We start from the raw sequence: 19,997 nt of genomic DNA, 5'->3' as shown, positions 1-19,997 counted from the left end.
TAACACTTTTTAAATACTTTTACCAATATTTTTTAACACATGACATTAGAAACGCTAAAACCAAAAGTAGAAGACATCATAAAACTCAGCTCTGCATCTGTAGATGAACGCCTTATGAATATTTGCAAACTTCTTGAAGAACACATTTCTCATTATAATTGGGTCGGTTTTTATTTTAAAAATGGAAATAAAAACGAGTTAAAACTTGGCCCTTATGTAGGTGAACCAACTGACCATACTATTATTCCTTTTGGAAAAGGCATTTGTGGACAAGTAGCGGTTTCTAATGAAAACTTTGTAGTACCAGATGTTGCAGCTCAAGACAATTATATAGCTTGTAGCATTACTGTAAAAGCTGAAATTGTGATTCCGATTTTTAAGAATGGTAAAAATATTGGTCAAATTGACATCGACTCAAATACGCCAGATCCTTTTACAGAAGATGATGAACGTTTTTTAGAGTTTGTTTGCGAGAAGGTTTCTAGAATGATAAGCTAAAACAAATTACATTCCAGTTCTAATGGCTTCCACAGGATCTAATTTGGAAGCAGAAATTGCAGGAATAACTCCAGAGATCAATCCTATCAAGGTAGATAATCCAAACCCTAATAATATATTCCCAAAAGATAAGATAAACTCAAAGTCATCAATCATATAATTTGCTCCTAAAGAAATAAGCCAAACAAGAAAAACACCAATTACACCTCCTAAAAGCGAAAGTATAACTGCTTCAAACAAAAACTGAAATAATATAAATCTGTTTTTAGCACCTAACGATTTTTGAATTCCAATAAGATTGGTTCGTTCTTTTACACTAACAAACATTATGTTAGCAATACCAAATCCACCAACTAATAATGAAAAGGCACTAATCACCCAACCTGCTCCATTTAAAAAACTAATAATTCCATCAATAGCATCTGTAAATCCAGACATTTTATTGACAAAAAAATTATCAGGCTCACCAGCTTTTAGCCCTCTATAAACGCGATATTTTTGTTTTAAAACCTCTTCAAACGCTCCAATATCAACACCCTTTTTAGGTTTAATAATAATGGCTCCTGCAATTCCATCTGCTCCTCCATTTTTAAAACGTCGTACAAAATTAGCAGGAACGTAAGCTTTATCATCTGGCGAATCAAAGATTCCTGACCCAAATTTCTTTAGCACACCAATGACTGTAAGTTTTCTTCCAAAAACGCGAACTTGTTTGCCTATAGGATTCAAATTTTTGAATAAATTTTCGGCTACAGAATGCCCTAATACAATTACTGGTGCTCCAGAATATGATTCAGATTCTGTATAAAAGCGTCCGTTTACAATTTTAAAATCTTCAATATCATAAATACCATTAGACACTGGAGTTAATTCAACACCTGTAACAGATTCTCCTTGATATTTTATAGATTCTGTAGCGCCAAATATCACATAAGCTATCGCCTCTATATTTGGAACATTTCGCTCAATAAATTCAAAATCATCATTCTCAGTTTGAGGAAAATTATCACGTTGCCATCTTGGTATGTCTGTAGGCCCAAAGGAGTACTTAGTTAAGTACATGGTGTTTTTGTCTAAACCAGACAAGTCTTCTTTTATACTTCTGTCTAAAGAATCTACAGCAGCAAGAACTGCAATAATTGAAAATATACCAATTGTGATACCTAATAAAGATAAAAATGTGCGTAGCTTATTATTACGCAAAGCATTAAGAGCAAACGAAAAACTTTCTTTAAATAATCTTAAATAAACGAGCATAAATAAAAATAGCTACTTGTAAGTTATAAATAAGACGCAACAACTAAGTCAATGTTACAAATAATTCTAGTTAATTGATAAATTAAAAAGAACCAGAAATATAATATCGATTACATTCCAGATCTAATAGCCTCAACAGGATCTAATTTTGAAGCAGAAATTGCAGGAATCACACCTGAAATCAACCCTATTAAAGTCGATAAAGCAAACCCTAAAAAGATGTTATAAAAGGATAAAATAAATTCAAAATCTTCAACCATTCCCGAAGCAATAAGTGAAAGAATCCAGACCAAAACAATCCCTATTAATCCTCCAAGTACTGATAATATAATCGCTTCAAATAAAAATTGAAACAGTATAAAACGATTCTTTGCGCCTAAAGATTTTTGTATTCCAATTAGGTTCGTTCTTTCCTTAACACTAACAAACATAATATTAGCAATCCCAAAACCACCAACTAAAAGGGAAAACGCACTAATCACCCAACCAATAATATTTAGCGTTGAAATTATACCATCAATAGCATCTTGCAAACCTGAAATAATATTGACAAAAAACGGATTAATTTCATTTGGTTTTATACCGCGTCTCGCACGCATTTTCTGGACTATATCAGCTTTTAATTCAGCAACATCAGCTCCAGAATCTGGCTTAATAATCACAATATGATTCATATTAGTATTATTATCACCAAAACGATTTCTAACATAATTAGCTGGCAGAAAAATTGAAACATCATTACTGTCTCCGAAAAGTCCAGAACCTTCCTTTTTAACGACACCAATAACTGCGAATTTCTGACCATATAGCCTTACTTTTTTTCCTATAGGCTCAAACTCTCCAAAAAGTGCTTTGGCAACTTCATCTCCTATGACAACGACTGGCTTTCCAGAATTTGATTCAGATTCGTTATAAAATCTCCCCTTCGAAAATTTTAATGCTTGTATATCTTCAAATTCATTGCTAACCACCACAGTATTAACACTAGTCATCATTTCTTTACCATATCGAATATTCTCACGCTGAACAAACAATTGGTAAGCCACATGCTCAGCATCATTTAACGACGATTTTAAATGTTTATATTCATTGTATGATACTTCTGGAAATTGTAAGCGTTTCCATCTTGGCACATCTGTAGGTCCGAATGAAAATTTTGCAACATACATCGTATTGCTATCCAAACCACTTAGTTGTTCTTTGATACTTTTATCTAAAGAATCAACAGCAGACAAAACTGCAATTATTGAAAAAATACCAATCGTAATTCCTAAAAGAGATAGAAATGTTCGAAGTTTATTATTACGCAACGCATTGATTGCAAAAGAAAAACTTTCTTTAAATAATCTGAGATAAACGAGCATAGAATTGGTTTGGTTTTCGGAAAAATTAAAGATAAGATGTTTTCAACAATTTATTGTTACAAAAAACTTAAATAAACTCCATTTCTCACTTATAAAAACTATGGATATTACGTACTTTTGGACTTAAAATTTCACAACACTGTTTCAACTATAGAAACGCAACGACAACAACACAACAATGAGTAACAACAAAGCAATAAAATCTGCATTAATTTCTGTTTTCAGCAAAGATGGTTTAGAACCTATCGTAAAACAACTTAACGAACAAAATGTCACCATTTATTCTACAGGAGGCACCGAAAAATTCATCAAAGACTTAGGTATTGATGTCGTACCAGTAGAAGATGTTACATCATATCCATCAATTCTAGGTGGTCGTGTAAAAACATTACATCCAAAAGTTTTCGGAGGAATTTTAAATCGCCAAAACAACGAAAGTGATGTTGCTGAATTGGTCGATTTTGATATTCCTCAGATTGATTTGGTTATTGTAGATTTATATCCTTTTGAAAAAACAGTAGCTACTGGAGCTTCTAATCAAGATATCATTGAAAAAATTGATATTGGAGGCATATCTTTAATTCGAGCTGCTGCCAAAAACTATTCAGATGTGGTTTGTGTATCTTCCGTAGATGATTATTCTGAATTTTTAGAATTGCTAAAATCTAAAAACGGCGACACTTCAGAATCAGATAGAAAACATTTTGCTGCAAAAGCGTTTAATGTATCATCACATTATGATGCTGCTATTTTCAATTACTTTAATGCTGACCATAGCATTGCTTCTCTTAAAATTAGCGAAACTAACGGAAAAGTTTTACGCTATGGTGAAAACCCTCACCAACGTGGTTTTTTCTTCGGAAACTTTGATGACATATTCACAAAACTCCACGGAAAAGAATTAAGCTACAACAATCTTTTAGATGTTGATGCAGCTGTAAATCTAATGAACGAATTTAAAGGTGAAACGCCAACATTTGCTATCTTAAAACATAATAATGCTTGCGGTTTTGCGCAACGGGAAACGATTCAACAAGCCTACAAAGATGCATTAGCAGGCGATCCTGTTTCTGCATTTGGTGGTGTTTTAATTGCCAATACCGAAATTGATAAAGCCACAGCCGAAGACATTCATACACTTTTCTGTGAAGTTGTAATTGCACCTTCCTTTTCTGATGATGCTTTAGCCATTTTAAAAGGAAAAAAGAACAGAATTCTACTCATTTTACATGATGTAGATTTTCCTCAAACCAATGTAAGAACTTGTCTCAATGGTGTTTTAGTCCAAGACAGAAACAATAAAACGGATAGCATTAATGATTTATCTAATGCGACTAACAATAAACCAACTCTAAATGAGTTAGATGATTTAATATTTGCCTCAAAAATATGTAAGCATACCAAATCAAATACTATTGTTTTAGTAAAGGACAAACAACTGTGTGCAAGTGGAACAGGGCAAACAAGTCGTGTAGATGCACTTAATCAAGCGATTCACAAAGCACAATCATTTAAATTCGACTTAAAAGGTGCTGTTATGGCTAGTGATGCATTTTTTCCATTTCCAGATTGCGTAGAAATTGCAGATAATGCAGGAATTACTGCTGTGATACAACCTGGAGGCTCAATTAAAGATCAATTAACTATTGATTATTGTAATGATAATAATTTAGCAATGGTTATGACTGGAACACGTCATTTTAAGCATTAAAATTCCTTAAAAAAAAGGAATCTCTAACATGGAATGTTTTTACCTAATTTCAAACATCCAAATGTAAAAAGCATACGTTTAACTATAAAAAGTTAAACACTTAGCTTTCATGTAAATTGAAATACAAATAAACTGTAAATATTTAGTAAGTTTTACTACATTTACAAAAGACCAAGAACTGAATACAATAACGCCCTCATAATATTAGAATAGCATATGGGATTTTTTGATTTCTTAACCGAAGAAATAGCCATAGATTTAGGAACTGCGAATACGCTTATTATCCACAACGACAAAGTAGTTGTTGATAGTCCTTCAATAGTTGCAAGAGATAGAATTTCAGGTAAAATTATCGCTGTTGGAAAAGAAGCCAACATGATGCAAGGAAAAACGCATGAAAACATTAAAACGATTAGACCTTTGAAAGATGGTGTAATTGCCGATTTTGATGCATCTGAGCAAATGATTAGTATGTTTATTAAAAACATTCCTGCACTTAAAAAGAAATTATTTACACCAGCACTTCGCATGGTTGTATGTATTCCATCTGGAATTACTGAAGTAGAAATGCGAGCTGTAAAAGAATCTTGTGAGCGTGTTAATGGTAAAGAAGTGTATCTTATTCATGAACCAATGGCAGCAGCAATAGGTATTGGTATTGATATCATGCAACCAAAAGGAAATATGATTGTTGATATTGGAGGTGGAACCACTGAAATTGCTGTTATTGCACTTGGTGGAATTGTTTGTGACAAATCGGTAAAAGTTGCAGGAGATGTATTTACCAACGATATTATTTATTACATGCGAACACAACATAACCTTTATGTAGGTGATCGTACTGCTGAAAAAATAAAAATTCAAATTGGTGCAGCTACTGAAGATTTAGATCTTCCACCAGAAGAAATGAGTGTTCAAGGTCGTGATTTATTGACTGGAAAACCTAAGCAAGTTCAAATCTCATATCGCGAAATTGCAAAAGCACTTGATAAATCAATTTTGAGAATTGAAGATTCTGTTATGGAAACCTTATCTCAAACACCTCCAGAATTAGCTGCAGATATTTACAATACTGGTATTTATTTAGCAGGTGGTGGTTCTATGTTACGTGGATTAGACAAACGTTTATCTCAAAAAACAGATTTACCAGTTTATATAGCTGAAGATCCCTTAAGAGCAGTTGTTCGTGGTACAGGAATTACACTTAAAAACTTACCTAAATTTAAAAGTGTATTGATTAAATAACTGAGAATACCTACTTAACATGCAACAGATTATAAACTTTGTCATTAGAAACAAAACTTCTCTTTTGTTTCTGCTGTTGTTTTTTGTTTCTATTGCTTTAACGATTCAATCGCATTCTTATCATAAAAGTAAATTCATTAATTCTGCTAACTTTTTTACTGGTGGCATTTATGAAAGTGCAAATAATGTTTCAAATTACTTCGATTTAAAGACTCAAAATGAAATTCTAGTTGAAGAGAATAATAAATTACGTTCGCAGATTCTAAACCGTGAGGATTCTACAATAGTTTCTACATCAATTATGGATACAACTACATATAACGGTCGTTATAAAATTCAAACTGCAAAAATCATAAACAATAATTATTCAGCTTCAAAAAATTACTTAACACTAAATAAAGGTGAAAAACACGGATTTAAAGAAGATTTAGCTGTAATCACTTCAAAAGGAATTGTTGGTATTATTGATAATACGTCTAATGGGTATTCGAGAGTACTTTCAATTTTAAATACAAAAAGTCGAATTAATGCACAGTTAAAATCTTCTAATCATATAGGCTCATTGGTTTGGAATGCAAAATCATCAGCAAAAGGTCAACTTACTGATATTTCAAAATTTGCGCCTGTAAAACAAGGTGATACTATTGTTACAGGAGGTGAATCTTCAATTTTCCCTCAAGGGATTCCAATTGGGATTGTGGATAATTTCGTTTTAGATATTAGTGGAGACACCTATACTATCGATGTTAAATTATTTAATGACATGACAAATTTATCACATGTTTATATCATTGAAAATTTAGATGCAGAAGAAATAAAACAACTAGAAAACCCAGGCAATGAATAGTTTAAATATTAATAGCATCATACGTTTTGTTGTGTTAATATTGACGCAAGCATTGCTGTTCAATCACATTAATTTTTTAGATTCTGTAAATCCGTATCCTTACATTCTGTTTATACTCCTATTCCCAGTAAACAACAATCGTACACTCTTTATTTTTTTAAGTTTCATGTTGGGATTATTTGTAGATATCTTTTCAGATTCTGGAGGTGTTCATGCAGCAGCATGTGTCACAATTGCGTTTGCAAGACCACCAGTTTTAAAGTTTGCTTTCGGAATGATTTACGAACATCAAAATATAAAATTTAACAACACCGAGTTTGGGAATAGAGTTATTTACTTTTTAATATTAATAATTCTTCATCATCTTATCCTATTCACTTTAGAGGTATTTAACATCTCAAATATACTTTTAGTACTTAAAAAGACGTTATTTTCAAGTGTCTTTACACTTATACTTTGTATATTAATTTCGATACTTTTTAGTAACAAACAACAATGAGAAAACTGCTACTCTTATTAACTGTAATCATTGTTGGGCTTTTGTTTATTACACGTTTGTTTTATCTACAAGTATATAATAAAGAAGTCTATAGCCTTTATGACGACAATGCTATTCGTCCAGTGTATAATTATCCAAAGCGAGGTTATGTTTATGACCGAAATGGGACTTTACTAGTAGCGAATCAGCCATCATATGATGTCATGGTAATTCCTAGAGAGGTAGAGCCTTTAGATACTTTAGAGTTTTGTAACCTTCTTAAAATCACTAAAGAAGATTTCATTAAAACTTATAATAAAGCCAATAACTATTCACCAAGATTACCATCCGTTTTTGTTCCACAATTATCGAAAAAAGATTATGCAGTCCTTCAAGAAAAGATGCGAAAATTTGATGGCTTCTATATTCAAAAGCGATCACTTAGAGATTATCAAACTACTATTGGAGCAAATGTATTAGGAGATATTGGTGAAGTAAATCGGCGTATTATTAGCAATGATCCTTATTATAAAATGGGAGATTTAATAGGAAAACAAGGTGTCGAGATATCTTATGAAAAAATATTACGTGGTGTAAAAGGTATTAATTTCATTCAAAAAGACAGGTTTAATAAAAATATTGGACCATATAAAGAAGGTAAATTTGACACCTTACCTCAACCAGGAAAAGACATTACAATTACCATTGATTCTGAGCTACAGCAATATGGTGAATTATTAATGACCAATAAAAGAGGAGGCATAGTAGCCATAGATCCAAGTAATGGAGAAATTCTAGCACTTGTTTCAGCTCCAAGTTATAATCCAAATATATTGGTTGGTAGAGGTCGTTCAAAAAATTTCACAAAATTATTCAGAGACAGCATTGCTAAACCCTTGTTTGATAGAGGATTGCAAGCACAATATCCTCCTGGATCGCCATTTAAGGTAATTAATGCTTTAATAGCACTTCAAGAAGGTGTTGTTGAAACTACAGATAAGTTCACCTGCAGAATGGGTTATTACTACGGAAGCAGAAAGCTTACAGGTTGTCATCATCATAAAAGTCCAGTTGACATGAACAAAGGTATTGCTCAATCGTGTAATGCTTATTTCGTAAATGTGTATCGAAGAATTATTGATAACTCTGATGATGCTGGAGATGCTATGAATACATGGGCAAATCATGCTAAAAGTTTTGGACTTGGTGATTTTTTAGGTTACGATTTACAAGTTGGTCGACCTGGCCGAATTCCTGATGGAGATTATTACGATAGAGCCTATGGTGATAATCGATGGGGTTCAACCTACAATGTTTCTAATGCAATTGGTCAAGGTGAAGTTGAAGCGACACCTATTCAGCTAGCTAATATGGCTGCTGCCATAGGAAATCGAGGTTATTTTTACACACCACATATTATAAAAGCAATTGAAGGAGATACAATTCCAAGTAAATATACAACTCCTAAATACACAACTATAGATAAGCGTCATTTTGAACCTGTGGTTGAAGGCATGTTTGATGTTTATAATGATGGCACAGCTTCAACACTGAGAATTCCAGGAATTGACATCTGTGGAAAAACGGGAACTGCCGAAAACTTCATGAAAATTGATGGAGTGAAAACCCAACTAACAGACCATTCGATATTTGTTGCTTTTGCTCCTAAGGACAATCCAAAAATTGCTATTGCTGTTTTTGTTGAAAATGGATATTGGGGAAGTAGATTTGCTGGTCGAATGGCTAGTTTAATGATTGAAAAATATCTTAAAGGCGACATAACAAGAACAGATATGGAGCATTGGATATTAACCCATAGTCTTGAAAACGAATATGCGAAACCATATTCTGGAGAACCTTTTAAAATTAATGGAGAAACCACATTACAAATCGTAGAAAAAGTTCAAGCTCCAAAAAATATTGATTATAACTATTCCATTTCAACAAACTCAAATAAACCAAATCTGTAGTTATGAATAGAGAAAGCCATAGAGGTTTTAAATTTGATTGGGTAATTATCGCATTATTTTTACTACTCGTTGCATTTGGTTGGCTAAATATTATGTCTGCGTCTCATGTTGGTGACATTGAGAGCTATTTTGACATGAGTCAACCCTATGGAAAACATACTGTTTTTATTGGACTAACATTTGTTATAATTGTTTTTATACTCTCCTTCGAAGCGAAATTCTATGAACGCTTTGCAAGTATTATTTACATTGTCGCCATGCTAGCGCTAATTGGATTATTTATCTTCGGAAAAGATGTAAATGGTGCAAGATCTTGGTACGGAATAGGAAGTATGACGTTACAACCTAGTGAGTTTGCTAAATTCGCTACAGCTCTTGCAGTTGCTAAATACATGAGTGATCTACAAACAGACATGAATACCTTGAAGCATCAATTACGAGCGGTTGCAATCATTATATTCCCAGCACTATTAATTTTATTACAAAATGATGCAGGAAGTACTTTGGTATATGCTTCTTTCTTTTTTGTGTTTTATAGAGAAGGTTTACAACAAATATATTTAGCCATTGCACTTTCAACAATTATACTTGCCGTTTTAGCTCTAAAATTTGGGATCATAATTACTGCAATAATAGCAACATTAGTTATTTTCGGATTCTATTTTTTTCAAAAGAAAAAGCGCGTGTCCATTATACAATCTGTTGTTATTCTTTTGATTTGCATTTCATTTTCTTCTGGTATAAAACTATTTTATGAACATGTACTAAAACCACATCAACAAAACCGAATTAGCCTTTGGCTAAGACTTGAAAAAGACCCTGTAAAGCTTGAAAGTATGAAAAAGGCTGAAGCTTATAATCTTATTCAATCTGAAAAAGCGATAAGCTCTGGTGGTTTTACTGGTAAAGGTTTCATGGAAGGAACTCGCACCACAGGAAAATTTGTTCCAGAACAACACACCGATTATATTTTTAGTACTGTTGGTGAAGAATGGGGATTTTTAGGAACCTCCTTTGTTGTCATTCTTTTTGTTGCACTTATCATTAGGATTTTATTTTTAGCAGAAGCTCAGAAATCACAATTTAGTCGTGTTTATGGTTATGCAGTTGCATCCATACTATTCATTCATTTTACAATAAATATCGGAATGGTCATGGGATTAATTCCAACCGTTGGAATACCGCTTCCGTTCTTTAGCTATGGAGGTTCTGGACTTTGGGGTTTTACTATTTTGCTATTTATTTTTGTAAAGTTGGATAGCAATAAGATTAATGAATGGTAAATAAAAAAAGAAGCTTAATGATAAGCTTCTTTTTTTATTTTAATAGTACAGTTTAATCGAATCTATTTCAGACTTGCTAAACTTGCTTTAATCGTTTCAATTTTAGCCAAGGCATCAGCTTCTTTTTTCTTTTCTGATGCAACAACTTGCTCAGGTGCATTATTAACAAAACGTTCATTTTTCAACTTACCTTGAACCGATTTCAAAAAGCCTTCGGTATATTTAAGTTCTTCTGAAAGCTTTATAATTTCGGCATCAACATCTATACTACCTTCCATTGGAATAAAGTATTCGTTAGATTTAACACGAAAGGTTAAAGCACCTTCAATAGGTTCATTTATAGTATCAAAACGTTCTATGTTACCTAATTTTGAAATCACTTCGTCAAAAGTATTGGCTACATTTTCATTATTCACAACTGAAAAATTAATAGCATCCTTAAAAGCTATATTTTTTTGTTTTCTTATATTTCTAATACCAGAAATCACTTCAGAAGCAAAATCAAATTCAGAAATCAAAGCTGATTTGATTGGTTTAGCTTCTGGCCATTTTGAAATAATTAAAGCATTTTCTGGAGTACGTTCTTCAATTCTTTGCCAAATATCTTCAGTAATAAAAGGCATAAATGGATGTACGATCTTTAGATTCTCTTCAAAAATAGACATCACTTTTTTATATGTAATAGCATCAATTGGCTTCTGATAAGCTGGCTTAATCATTTCTAACATCCAACCACAGAAATCATCATAGATTAATTTATAAATAGCCATTAAAGCATCACTTAATCTGTATTTACTAAAATGATCTTCAATTTCGATAAGTGCAGCTTGAAATTTAGACTCATACCATTCTAAGGCGATTTTACTTGAATTTGGTTGTTCAATGTCTGAAACATCCCAAAGCGTTGTTAAATAAAAAGCACTCCAAATTTTATTAGCTAAACCTCTACCTTGCTGACACAACGCTTCATCAAACATTAAATCATTTCCAGCTGCAGAACTCAACAGTAACCCAACACGAACGCCATCAGCACCATAATCTTCAATTAACTTTAAAGCATCTGGCGAATTACCAAGAGATTTAGACATCTTACGACGCTGCTTATCTCTTACCAATCCTGTTAGGTAGACATTTTCAAATGGCTTTTCGTTTTTATATTCATAACCAGCTACAATCATACGTGCTACCCAAAAGAATAAAATATCTGGACCAGTAACTAAATCATTTGTAGGATAGTAATATTTAATTTCTTCGTTTTCAGGGTTTCTAATTCCATCAAACACACTCATTGGCCACAACCATGAACTAAACCAGGTGTCTAGAGCATCTGAATCCTGAGTTAAGTCTTCTAAAGTTAAAGACCTCTCGACTGCGCTCGAGGAAACATTAATTTTTTCTTGAGCTAATTTTAAAGCTTCTTCTTTAGTCTCTGCAACTACGAAATCTTCTTTTCCGTCACCATAAAAGAATGCAGGGATTTGCTGTCCCCATCTTAACTGACGAGAAATATTCCAATCACGAATATTCTCCATCCAGTGTCTGTATGTATTCTCAAATTTCTTAGGAAACAATTTAACGTCACCATTAGTTAAAACAGCATCTAAAGCTGGTTTAGCCAAATCTTCCATTTTCAAGAACCATTGATCACTTAGACGAGGTTCGATAACAGCTTTTGTACGCTCTGATGTTCCAACTTTATTAATGTGATTTTCACTTTTCACTATAATACCAGCCGCTTCCAATTCTTTTGCTACTGCTTTTCTAACCACAAAACGATCTTGACCTTCATAATGCATACCGAAGCTATTCAATGATGCATCTTCATTAAAAATATCTACAACATCAAGCTTATGCTTATCTCCTATAACTTTATCATTTTCATCATGAGCAGGTGTCACTTTTAAACATCCTGTACCAAATTCAATATCTACATACTCGTCTTCAATAATAGGAATAACTCTTCCGCAGATAGGAACGATGGCTTTTTTTCCTTTTAAATGAGTAAAGCGTTCATCTTTAGGATTGATACAAATTGCAGTATCACCAAAAATAGTTTCAGGACGTGTCGTTGCTATGGTAAGTTTCTCATCACTGCCTTCAATTTTGTATTCTAAATAGTAAAGTAATCCTTGTTGCTCAATATGAATTACTTCTTCATCAGACAATGTTGTTTTAGCCTCAGGATCCCAATTAACCATTCGATAACCTCTATAAATCAAACCTTTGTTGTATAAATCAACAAAAACTTTAATTACAGCTTCACTCATGTCATCATCCATTGTGAATTTGGTACGATCCCAATCACATGAACAGCCTAATTTTTTTAGTTGCTCAAGAATAACACCTCCATATTCATGAGTCCATTCCCAAGCATGCTCTAAAAATTCTTCTCGAGTTAAATCATTTTTATCAATTCCTTGTGCTTTAAGCTTAGCCGCTACTTTAGCTTCAGTTGCAATAGAAGCATGATCAGTACCTGGTACCCAACATGCATTTTTACCTTGTAATCTTGCTCTACGAATAAGAACATCTTGAATGGTATTATTCAACATATGTCCCATATGCAAAACTCCAGTAACATTTGGTGGAGGAATAACTATGGTATAAGGTTCTCTTTCATCTGGAACAGAATGAAAATAATTATGTTCCATCCAATAGTTATACCACTTACTTTCTACATTAGAAGCTGAATATTTTGTTGGTATGCTCATGCTTTGGTATTGTTTTTGCTTTATAACTAACAAAAGTACTTATATTTCTTTTTTCGCGAAATTAATGACAATATATTATTGCTAGAATTATCCTTGAAGATGTTAATAATTGTTGCATTACATCTAATTAATTTTGCAGAATGCCAAAAAGTAAGTAGCTTTGATAGTATCAATTTAAAACATAAATGATGAAAAATGTATTATTAATTTTATTCGTAGGCTTAATAAGCTTGGGTGTTAATGCTCAAGAAAAGGTCGCAAAAATAGAATTTAAAACCGATGTGATTGATTATGGAACCATTGAAAAAGGTTCTGATGGTGTAAGAATATTTGAATTTACAAATACAGGAAATGCACCTTTAATTATTTCTAAAGTAAAATCTACTTGTGGTTGTACTGTGCCAAAAAAACCAGATGGACCGATCATGCCTGGTGAAACTGGAGAGATTTCTGTCAAATATGACACGAACAGAGTGAATCCTATAAGGAAGACAATAACCGTAACATCAAATGCAGACACTCCAAGTGTGGCTTTAAAAATTAAAGGCCTAATTATAGATCCTAACAAGCAAAATCCTCTTGAGAAAAAGGAAAAAAGTGTTATGGAACAATAGTAACTCCTTTAAATAACAGTTAAGAACTCTCTTTCAAGGGAGTTCTTTTTGTTTAAACACATCTTCTAATCTAAAAGTGAACAGCATCATCTCTCCATTTCGATTAATTTTAAGGTTGATCAGTTTTCCTGTTTTAGATTTAAAATATCCGATTACATTTTGAAGCTTTAATAAGTGAGTTTCTTTATTATTTATTGTTACTATAATATCACCTTTTAATAAGCCAGCTTTTTCTGCAGGAGAATCTTCACGTATTTCAACTATGGTATAGGCAGGTTTTACGGAAAGCTTATAATGTGTAACTGTTTCGACATGAATATTGGAATCACTTTTATCATTAAAACCTAGGCCTGAACGGTTCTTTCTTTCTTTTACAATCATGACGCCATTTTGCTCAATAATAATTCCACTTTTATTATAAGAAAAAGCCGATTTGAAATTTTTATTCTTTTTGAGAGTTAGCTTTCTGTTCTTATAATCAACGATGATATTAAAACGTTTTAGCACTTCTCCAGAAACACTTCCACTCCGTTTGATATTTTTTCGAGCAAAACTTATAGAGGTAGAATCTGGAAACGCTGTATTCACATTGTTAAGCACGAAACTTTTTAATTTAAATTTTTCAATTTTTGAGCGTTTACCATAGATGTTCCCACTCAAACCTTTACCTAGAAAATCTTCGAAATACATATTTTCAGTTGGCACAAGACCTTTATCTTCATTTTCAAAAATCCATAGGGCATCACTACTTCCTGTATCAATTAGCAAATTCAGTGGTATAAAAGTAGAATCGACTTCAATTTCACCAGTAACATATGGCTTATTCTTATAAAATGACAAATTGAAGGTTTCACATCGTTTACATGATTTATATTTATAAGTATCAGGTCTGTGAAGTACAATATATTTAGAAGCATAATTTATTTCAACAATAAAATTTTTGAATAAATCATATCCAATAATACCATGAACTGGTCTTCCTAGTCTAGGTGTAAAATTTATTGAATTATCAAAAACCATATAAATGTCTTGATTGATATTAATAGCATCACCTACTCTTAAAAAGTTCTGTTTTGACCTAATAGCTTCAATTGGCTCTCCTCCTCCAAGTCCTCTTATTAAAATAGTTTCTACTTTATTGATCTGTAATGAATCAACATGAGCAAGATTAAACAAAATAGGCTTACTAACTCCAGAGTCTAATACAAAAGACAATTCTACGCCGTTAAGCTCAACTGGAATAATTATTAAATTACCTACAAGATCAAATCTTATTTTATCTTTTTCTAAACTCGGCAAACTAAACTCATTTTGCGAAAAAGAAGACGCAATAGCAGATAAAAATAACAGTATTAGAGTATTCTTTTTTAACATGAGTTGGATTGTAATTATCTCAATTTACAAATCTTAAAATTAAACACATTTTTTAGATGTATTTTTTAAATAAACTTTAAGATAATTTTCAGAACTTTACGTCATAAATAATTCATTATGCCAAGAATATCTAATAAAGGGCTACAAATGCCTGAATCACCAATACGAAAATTAGTTCCTTTTGCTGAAAACGCTTATAAACAAGGTAAAACAGTTTTTCATTTAAACATTGGCCAACCTGATATTAAGACGCCTCAAATAGCATTGGATGCCGTAAAGATTCACTCTTTAGATATACTAGCATATACGCGTTCTGAAGGTTCAGAAGGTTACCGTCAAAAAATTGCTAACTATTACGCTAAAAATGATATTCATGTTACACATGAAGATATTATTGTAACGACAGGAGGAAGTGAGGCATTATTATTTGCCTTTGGTAGCATCACAGATGTTGGTGATGAAGTTATTATTCCAGAACCATTTTATGCAAATTATAACGGATTTTCAACAGCTTCTGGTGTAAAAGTAGTTCCTGTTATTTCTAAAATTGAAGATAATTTTGCTTTACCACCTATTGAAGAGTTTGAAAAATTAATTACACCAAAAACAAAAGCAATTCTTATTTGCAATCCTGGAAATCCAACTGGATATTTGTATTCAAAAGAAGAAATAAAAAAATTAGCTGAAATTGTAAAAAAACACGACCTGTTTTTAATTGCAGATGAAGTATACAGAGAATTCACCTATGATGGTATAAGTCATTATTCTATTTTACAAGAAGAAGGACTAGAAAACCATGCTATAATTATTGACTCTGTATCAAAACGTTATAGTATGTGTGGTGCTCGAATTGGGTGTCTAGTTTCGAAAAATAAAGAGGTTATTAAAACGGTATTAAAATTTGCACAAGCTCGTTTAAGTCCACCAACGTTAGCTCAAATTGCAAGTGAGGCAGCTTTAGACACACCTCAAAGCTATTTTGATGATGTCATTAATGAATATGTCGAACGTAGAAATGTACTTATTGAAGAGTTAAATAAAATAGAAGGTGTACAAGTTGCTAATCCAAAAGGTGCATTTTATTGCATTGCACAGTTACCAATAAAAAATTCGGATGCATTTGCCCAATGGCTATTAGAATCTTTTGATGTCAACGGAGAAACAATTATGGTTGCTCCAGCTGGTGGTTTTTATAGTACTCCAGGTGTTGGATTAAATCAAATTAGAATTGCTTATGTATTAAATAAAGAAAGCTTGATAAAAGCTGTTCACATCTTAAAAGAAGCATTAAAAGTTTATAAAGACTAGTGAAAATTCAAAACAACATATCTCTAAAATCCTATAATACGTTTGGCATCGATGTAAAAGCTAAGCAATTTATTTCTATTACTTCTGTAGAAGAATTAAAAACGATTTATAGTTCTGAAAACAATTCGTCAAAATTTATTTTAGGAGGTGGAAGCAATATGCTACTCACAAAAGATATTGATGCACTAGTGATGCATATCAACTTAAAAGGCAAGCAAATTATTTCTCAAACAGATGAAAACGCTTTAGTTAAAGCTAATGCTGGAGAAAACTGGCATGAGTTTGTTCTATGGACTCTAGAAAACAACCTTGGAGGTTTAGAAAACCTATCTCTAATTCCTGGCAACGTAGGTACAAGTCCAATCCAAAATATTGGTGCTTATGGTGTCGAATTAAAAGACTCGTTTCATTCCTGTGATGCATTAAACCTTGAAACTTTAGACATAGAAACATTTACAAATTCAAACTGTAATTTTGGCTATCGCAATTCAATCTTTAAACAAGAAGCCAAAGGAAAATATATCATTTTGAGTGTTGTTTTTAAATTATCATCAACAAATCATGTGTTACACACCAATTATGGAGCGATTAAATCAGAATTAGAACAAAGACACATTTTAAAACCGAGTATTCAAGACGTTTCAAAAGCAGTAATTTCTATAAGACAAAGTAAATTACCAGATCCCAAAGAGATTGGAAATAGTGGAAGTTTTTTCAAAAATCCAATTATCTCTAAAGCCAAATTTTCAAGATTAAAAAGCAACTTCCCAAATGCACCACATTATGAGGTGTCTGAGCAAGACGTAAAAGTTCCTGCTGGTTGGTTAATTGAAACTGCAGGATTTAAGGGCAAAACATTAGGTAAATATGGTGTTCACAAAAAACAAGCTTTAGTGCTTGTCAATTATGGTGGTGCTTCTGGTAGTGACATTTTGAAATTTTCAAAGCTAATACAAGACACCGTTTTACGTCTCTTTGATATTAGTATTGAAGCTGAAGTGAATATTATATAACAAAAAGCCTCAACGAATTGAGGCTTTAGAATTATTGTAGAAATTTGAAAAAGCTATTAATCAATTTCTTAAGAAAGAAAATTAATTTCTACAGATATAAATTTTAATTTTGTACATTAACTTTACCAACCATTTATATATACGAACCAAAATAGGTATTTAGATCATTTCAAATTAAATTCTTTTTGAGCACACCTTTAGAACAACAAATCGTACACTTACTTGCAAAAGGTGATAAAAAAGCCATTAGTCTTCTCTATGAAAATTATTCAGATAGTTTGTATGGTATCATTCTCAAGGTTACAATAAATGAAGAAATTGCCCAAGATGCATTACAAGAAACCTTTGTAAAGGTCTGGAAAAACGCCAAAAAGTACGACTCCAAAAAAGCAAAACTTTTTACATGGCTCTATCGAATAGCCAAAAATACTGCTATCGATAAATTAAGAAGTTTTAATAAGAGATTTGAAAAGGAAGTCCAAATTGATAAATCAAACGTATATATCTTACCAACAGCGAATTTAAATCAAGATGTCTTAGATTTAAAAGAGCATGTGGCAAGATTAGACGAGAAATACCAAATTGTTTTAAAAGCTTTGTTTTTTGAAGGCATGACACAGCAAGAAGCAAGTGATGAATTAGAGATTCCATTAGGTACAATTAAGTCTAGATTAAAAATAGGATTACGAGAACTCAAAAAAGTTTACAATCCTTAAATAAGTTATATATGGAAAAAAAACTACATACTTTTTTTCAATCTGGTTTACTTGACAAGTACATACTAGATGAAACCTCTGCTTCAGAAAGTCTGAAAGTAGAACATTATATTGACACCTATCCTGAAGCGGAAAGCGAATATAAAAGGTTACAAGACAACCTCGAAATCATCGCCAAAGCTAATGCTGTAGAAGTTCCAAAATTTGTTTTAGAAAACATCTTAAATGAAATTGAAGAAGACTCTATTCCCGTTATTAAGTTAGAAAAAATGCAACGCCGAACTCCTTGGTATAGCATCGCAGCAAGTATTATTGCTTTACTTTTTGCTGGTGGATATTATATGAAGACACAACAAAACCTAGATTTATTAAAAGAAAATCAAGTTGTTGTTGAAGAAATTTTTGATTTAAGAAGTGACATTGATGAAAATAACAAAAGACTCGATAATTTAATGCATGAGTTTTTGAAACTCAATAATCCAGAAACTGAGAAATACGTATTTAGAGGAAATGATCGTGCTAAAGACTTAAAGACTGTAGCTTACATTAACCCTGTAGATGAAACATCTATGATAGATGTTGTATCTTTGCCTCAATTACCTGAAGATCAAACATATCAACTCTGGGCAGAAATGCAGGACAGAATGGTAAATCTAGGAATTTTAGATGCTTCTCAGAAGAATCTACAATCTGTTCCTTATGTAAAAGATGCATTAGCTTTAAGCATCACTATAGAGCCATCTGATCGATTAAACACCATTGCCACTGATAGTGCAGTAGCAGAAATAGACCTAAACAATAAAAAACATAATTAATAGCAATTTTTTTAATAATGAAAGCCACTTTTGAACACGTCAAAAGTGGCTTTCTTTATTTAGATAGAAACAAGTTTTACCTATTCCTTATCAAATAGTGCTTTATGAATAAATCCTGCAACAATTGCACCTGCTATTGGAGCTAACCAAAACAGCCATAATTGAGCAGTAAAATCGCCTCCAGCAAATAAAGCTTGACTTGTAGAACGTGCTGGATTAACAGACGTATTAGAAATTGGAATACTAATTAAATGTATTAAAGTTAATCCAAGTCCAATAGCAATAGGAGCAAATCCTTTAGGTGCTCTTACATTAGTACTTCCTAAAATGATAAGCAAGAAAAATAATGTTAGTACAAATTCAGCAATTAATACAGACATCATACTAAAACCACCTGGAGATAAATCACCATAACCATTGGAAGCAAATCCTCCTATATCAACAAAATCAGATTTTCCAGAAACAATAACATACAAAACACCTGCAGCAGCAATGGCTCCAACAAGTTGCGCAATGATGTAACCTAAAATATCTTTAGCAGGAAACTTTCCTCCTGCCCATAAACCCAGTGAAACTGCTGGATTAAAATGCCCTCCAGAAATATGACCAACAGCAAAAGCCATTGTTAAAACGGTAAGACCAAAAGCTAGTGCAACACCAGCAAAACCGATACCTAATTCTGGAAATGCAGCTGCAAAAATAGCACTACCACAACCTCCAAAAACAAGCCAAAATGTTCCAAAAAATTCTGCAAATAATTTTTTCATAATACTTAATTTAGTTAGTTAAAAAT

The 19,997-nt window shown here is 32.3% G+C and carries 17 protein-coding genes; 12 read left to right on the top strand and 5 right to left on the bottom strand.

Features of this window, described 5'->3' with window-relative positions; genetic code table 11:
- Window positions 1–39: 39 nt before the first annotated feature.
- Window positions 40–498 carry a GAF domain-containing protein gene (locus MUN68_RS01895; protein WP_249995000.1) on the top strand — a complete coding sequence of 153 codons (459 nt, stop codon included), beginning with the start codon at window positions 40–42 and terminating at the stop codon, window positions 496–498.
- Window positions 499–504: 6 nt separating this feature from the next.
- On the opposite strand, the gene MUN68_RS01890 is transcribed toward MUN68_RS01895, so the two are convergent.
- Both MUN68_RS01890 and MUN68_RS01885 read right to left on the bottom strand, forming a co-directional pair.
- The gene (locus MUN68_RS01890) at window positions 505–1,755 is read right to left on the bottom strand and encodes an ABC transporter permease (RefSeq protein WP_249995002.1); all 1,251 of its coding nucleotides are present in this window, start codon (window positions 1,753–1,755) and stop codon (window positions 505–507) included.
- Window positions 1,756–1,865: 110 nt separating this feature from the next.
- Window positions 1,866–3,119, bottom strand: a complete 1,254-nt coding sequence (locus MUN68_RS01885) for an ABC transporter permease (protein ID WP_249995003.1) — start codon at window positions 3,117–3,119, stop codon at window positions 1,866–1,868.
- A 178-nt stretch (window positions 3,120–3,297) separates the two neighbouring features.
- Between MUN68_RS01885 and purH the strand changes: the two genes are divergently transcribed.
- From purH to rodA, 6 genes are all read left to right on the top strand, one after another.
- Window positions 3,298–4,830 carry a bifunctional phosphoribosylaminoimidazolecarboxamide formyltransferase/IMP cyclohydrolase gene (purH, locus tag MUN68_RS01880; RefSeq protein WP_249995004.1) on the top strand — a complete coding sequence of 511 codons (1,533 nt, stop codon included), beginning with the start codon at window positions 3,298–3,300 and terminating at the stop codon, window positions 4,828–4,830.
- Between the two features lie 216 nt (window positions 4,831–5,046).
- Entirely contained in the window at window positions 5,047–6,075 is a 1,029-nt protein-coding gene (locus MUN68_RS01875; RefSeq protein ID WP_033960946.1) for a rod shape-determining protein, read from the top strand.
- A 19-nt stretch (window positions 6,076–6,094) separates the two neighbouring features.
- Complete coding sequence (gene mreC, locus MUN68_RS01870; RefSeq protein WP_249995005.1) at window positions 6,095–6,922, top strand: rod shape-determining protein MreC; 828 nt, start codon at window positions 6,095–6,097, stop codon at window positions 6,920–6,922.
- Window positions 6,915–7,421 carry a rod shape-determining protein MreD gene (locus tag MUN68_RS01865; RefSeq protein WP_249995006.1) on the top strand — a complete coding sequence of 169 codons (507 nt, stop codon included), beginning with the start codon at window positions 6,915–6,917 and terminating at the stop codon, window positions 7,419–7,421. The genes mreC and MUN68_RS01865 overlap by 8 nt, the downstream gene beginning before the upstream one ends.
- The gene (mrdA, locus tag MUN68_RS01860) at window positions 7,418–9,370 is read left to right on the top strand and encodes a penicillin-binding protein 2 (protein ID WP_249995007.1); all 1,953 of its coding nucleotides are present in this window, start codon (window positions 7,418–7,420) and stop codon (window positions 9,368–9,370) included. Before MUN68_RS01865 ends, mrdA begins: the two co-directional genes overlap by 4 nt.
- Window positions 9,371–9,372: 2 nt before the next feature.
- Window positions 9,373–10,653, top strand: a complete 1,281-nt coding sequence (gene rodA, locus MUN68_RS01855) for a rod shape-determining protein RodA (RefSeq protein WP_249995009.1) — start codon at window positions 9,373–9,375, stop codon at window positions 10,651–10,653.
- A gap of 62 nt (window positions 10,654–10,715) precedes the next feature.
- Here rodA and MUN68_RS01850 read toward each other — a convergent pair whose 3' ends face one another.
- Window positions 10,716–13,364 (bottom strand): valine--tRNA ligase, encoded by a 2,649-nt coding sequence (locus tag MUN68_RS01850; RefSeq protein WP_249995010.1) that lies wholly within the window; start codon window positions 13,362–13,364, stop codon window positions 10,716–10,718.
- Between the two features lie 188 nt (window positions 13,365–13,552).
- On the opposite strand from MUN68_RS01850, the gene MUN68_RS01845 reads away from it, so the two are divergent.
- Window positions 13,553–13,978 (top strand): DUF1573 domain-containing protein, encoded by a 426-nt coding sequence (locus MUN68_RS01845; protein WP_249995011.1) that lies wholly within the window; start codon window positions 13,553–13,555, stop codon window positions 13,976–13,978.
- 33 nt (window positions 13,979–14,011) lie between these two features.
- Here the strand turns inward: MUN68_RS01845 and MUN68_RS01840 are convergent, their stop codons facing one another.
- Entirely contained in the window at window positions 14,012–15,352 is a 1,341-nt protein-coding gene (locus MUN68_RS01840; protein ID WP_249995012.1) for an aspartyl protease family protein, read from the bottom strand.
- A gap of 117 nt (window positions 15,353–15,469) precedes the next feature.
- Between MUN68_RS01840 and MUN68_RS01835 the strand changes: the two genes are divergently transcribed.
- From MUN68_RS01835 to MUN68_RS01820, 4 genes are all read left to right on the top strand, one after another.
- Complete coding sequence (locus tag MUN68_RS01835; protein ID WP_249995013.1) at window positions 15,470–16,660, top strand: pyridoxal phosphate-dependent aminotransferase; 1,191 nt, start codon at window positions 15,470–15,472, stop codon at window positions 16,658–16,660.
- A complete protein-coding gene (gene murB / locus MUN68_RS01830) occupies window positions 16,660–17,673 on the top strand; it encodes a UDP-N-acetylmuramate dehydrogenase (RefSeq protein ID WP_249995014.1) in 1,014 nt (337 codons plus the stop codon). The genes MUN68_RS01835 and murB overlap by 1 nt, the downstream gene beginning before the upstream one ends.
- Before the next feature lie 185 nt (window positions 17,674–17,858).
- Complete coding sequence (locus tag MUN68_RS01825) at window positions 17,859–18,389, top strand: RNA polymerase sigma factor (RefSeq protein WP_249995015.1); 531 nt, start codon at window positions 17,859–17,861, stop codon at window positions 18,387–18,389.
- Window positions 18,390–18,400: 11 nt separating this feature from the next.
- Window positions 18,401–19,204, top strand: coding sequence for an anti-sigma factor (locus MUN68_RS01820; protein WP_249995016.1), 804 nt, complete (start codon window positions 18,401–18,403; stop codon window positions 19,202–19,204).
- Window positions 19,205–19,284: 80 nt separating this feature from the next.
- On the opposite strand, the gene aqpZ is transcribed toward MUN68_RS01820, so the two are convergent.
- Window positions 19,285–19,971, bottom strand: coding sequence for an aquaporin Z (aqpZ, locus tag MUN68_RS01815; RefSeq protein WP_249995018.1), 687 nt, complete (start codon window positions 19,969–19,971; stop codon window positions 19,285–19,287).
- Window positions 19,972–19,997: the final 26 nt, after the last annotated feature.

The sequence above is a fragment of the Psychroserpens ponticola genome (assembly GCF_023556315.2).
In the GTDB taxonomy this organism is placed as follows: Bacteria; Bacteroidota; Bacteroidia; order Flavobacteriales; family Flavobacteriaceae; genus Psychroserpens; species Psychroserpens ponticola.
The sequence above is the reverse complement of the archived record's forward strand: the minus strand, read 5'-3'. Positions and strand labels throughout refer to the sequence as shown.